Raw genomic sequence first — 2,627 nt, forward strand, 5'->3', positions numbered from 1 at the left:
CCAGCTTGCAAATGATTGTCCTTTCCTTCATTTCTCTCCTATTACGAAGATTTTAAACAGGTTCTGAGGCCCCTTGTCTTACTGGATATAACATTCTATCGTCATTATGGTAATTGAATAGGTATTTTGTTACTCTTACCAAATTTCCCCCTATCCGAGCAGTACCTTTTTCAAATGCAATATTTGCAAACGCAAACCTAGATGTGTAGGAAAATGGATTAGAACCAGGTACCGCACGTGTGCAAGAGGCTGGATATAATAAATAATTTTCTACATCTCTTGCAACTTCTCCCTCAGTAGGATTAAGTAATCTTCTTACCAAAGAAGGTTCTTGCTCTAGAAAGTGTTCTGTATCAAGCTGCAGACGTTGAGCATTATGGTTAAAGTTTAGCCCTACACAATTTGATACAGGAATTAGGTCTATAATATCAACCGATAACACCTTTGCTATAGCGTACAATTTTTCAATCGAAATTTTTCGTGTTCCTTTTTCATATTGCAGTATTACCTGATATGTTGTTCCGATTTTTTTTGCTAAATCTTTTTGAGTATACCCCTTTGCTATCCTACAACTTCTTACTTTCTGTCCTACTACTTTATAATATAAAAAATTAGAGTAATTATTCTCTTTTTTCACATTTTATACTCCATAATCAGAAGAGCTGTTGCGTATACTTAATTGGCAACCTTTTTGACAAACTGAACTCATCTCCCTTCAAACAATTTTTCTATATCACTTAGTTTCATTTCTATATAAGTTGGTCTTTCATGACCAGAATATGGAGTTTTCTCAATTTGTCTTAGTATCTCATTCATCTCCCCCAATTTCATTTTTCTTCCTGCTCCATGGCAAGCGATTGTGGCTGATATTTTATTCATCTTATCCTCTATTGGCAACGTATCTTCCATTTCCGTTAACTTATCTACTATATCAACTAGCATCTCTTTTATATCTATTGTTCCCAAGATTGAAGGTATTTCTTTCACCATTATTTTATCTTCTGATTCTATTTCAATACCAAAACCCATTTCAAAAAGCTTATCTTTATAAGTTTCAACCATCTCCGTCCCTGCTTGGCTTTTAATCTCAACTATTTCAGGAAGGAGAAGTTTTTGTCTTTTTATGCTTGATTTTTGCTTTAAGCACTCGTAGATCAACCTCTCATAGGCTGCATGTTGATCTACTATAATCAGCCTATCTCCAGTCTCAGCAACAATGTAAGTATTGTAGACCTGACAGCGTGCATATCCCAGAGGATAATCCTCTATTAAATCAATTTGCTTCCTTTCTAAAACCATCGTTCCCTTTTGGGTTGGAGATTCTCCATATTTAAACGTTTCTGGTAAGCTTTGCCTTCTTTCACCTGGTGCATTGAATTCTTTCATTAGACGATTTTCTAAAAGACTTGGTCTCTTCTCATAAAACTCTTTTTGATTTTTTTTCTCCTTACTATTAACCTCCTCTTGACTTTTACTAGCATCAAACTCTTCAATACTTTGATCACTTGCTGCGAACGTGCCTATTCTCATTGATAATGCTTTTATTATCCCTCTTCTCACTATTTCATATATTAACCTTTTATTCTGAAATCTTACTTCTGATTTATTTGGATGCACATTTACATCTACTTGATCATATGGTATCTCTAAGTGCAGCACTGCAAAAGGATGCCTACCACTTGGAATAAAATCTTGATATGCATATCGAACTGCACCTATAAGTAAATTTTCTTTTATTGGCCTGCCATTAACAAACGTATAGATCTGAGTTGAATTGCCACGATTGATAGTTGGTTTACAGATGTGTCCCGTAAGTTTGATGCCGTCTTCTTCCTCTTTAACTTCCAACGAATTGCTCTGAAATTCTTCTACTTCACATAATCTGTTAAATAATGAAGTTTGTTTAACATATTTTAAGAGCTTTTTATTACCGGAAGTGAGAGTAAACCCAATACTATAATTAATCATCGCTAAGTTATTCACAATATCAACAATACTTTGTGTTTCTGCCCTTTCGGTTTTTAGAAACTTTAGTCTATTTGGTGTAGCAAAAAATAAGTCACGAACTTCAATATATGTACCTTGCAACAAAGAACAAGGGGTAATCTCTCTTATTTTTTCTCCTCCCTCATATCTTATAGACCATGCTTCCTTTGCTCCACTTGCCTTGGATGATAATTTCATTCTGCTTACTGCTGCAATTGAAGGTAAAGCTTCTCCCCTAAACCCAAGGTGCTTGATTTCTATTAACTCACTATCGCTTAATTTTGAAGTAGCGTGGCGCATAAACGCAAGTTCCAAATCTTCCTTTTCTATTCCATTTCCATCATCTGTCACAGTTATAAGGTTACGTCCACCACTTTCTATTTTGATCTCTATCTCTGAACTTCCAGCATCTATTGCATTTTCTACTAATTCCTTTACTACACTCGCTGGCCTTTCTATTACCTCTCCCGCTGCTATACGATTTATAGTTTTTGTGTCTAAAAGAATTATTGCCATATTTCCAATTCTCAGCCTGATGAAGATATAGCTTGAATGTTAATAAAAATCAATCTCTATTAGAACCTGTTTAAAATCTTCGTAATAGGAGAGAAATGAAGGAAAGGACAATCATTTGCAAGCTG

At 34.9% G+C, this 2,627-nt stretch carries 1 protein-coding gene and 1 pseudogene; both read right to left on the reverse strand.

Translation table 11 applies throughout. From position 1 onward, the window contains the following. Positions 1-403 precede the first annotated feature (403 nt). Positions 404-637 (reverse strand): annotated as a pseudogene (locus OZD63_RS05585) (helix-turn-helix domain-containing protein); the annotation flags it as partial. 68 nt (positions 638-705) lie between these two features. Continuing rightward, a complete protein-coding gene (gene mutL, locus OZD63_RS05590; protein ID WP_275008335.1) occupies positions 706-2,502 on the reverse strand; it encodes a DNA mismatch repair endonuclease MutL in 1,797 nt (598 codons plus the stop codon). Between the last annotated feature and the right edge of the window lie 125 nt (positions 2,503-2,627).

Source organism: Wolbachia endosymbiont of Drosophila leontia (assembly GCF_028981785.1).
Classification (GTDB): domain Bacteria; phylum Pseudomonadota; class Alphaproteobacteria; order Rickettsiales; family Anaplasmataceae; genus Wolbachia; species Wolbachia pipientis.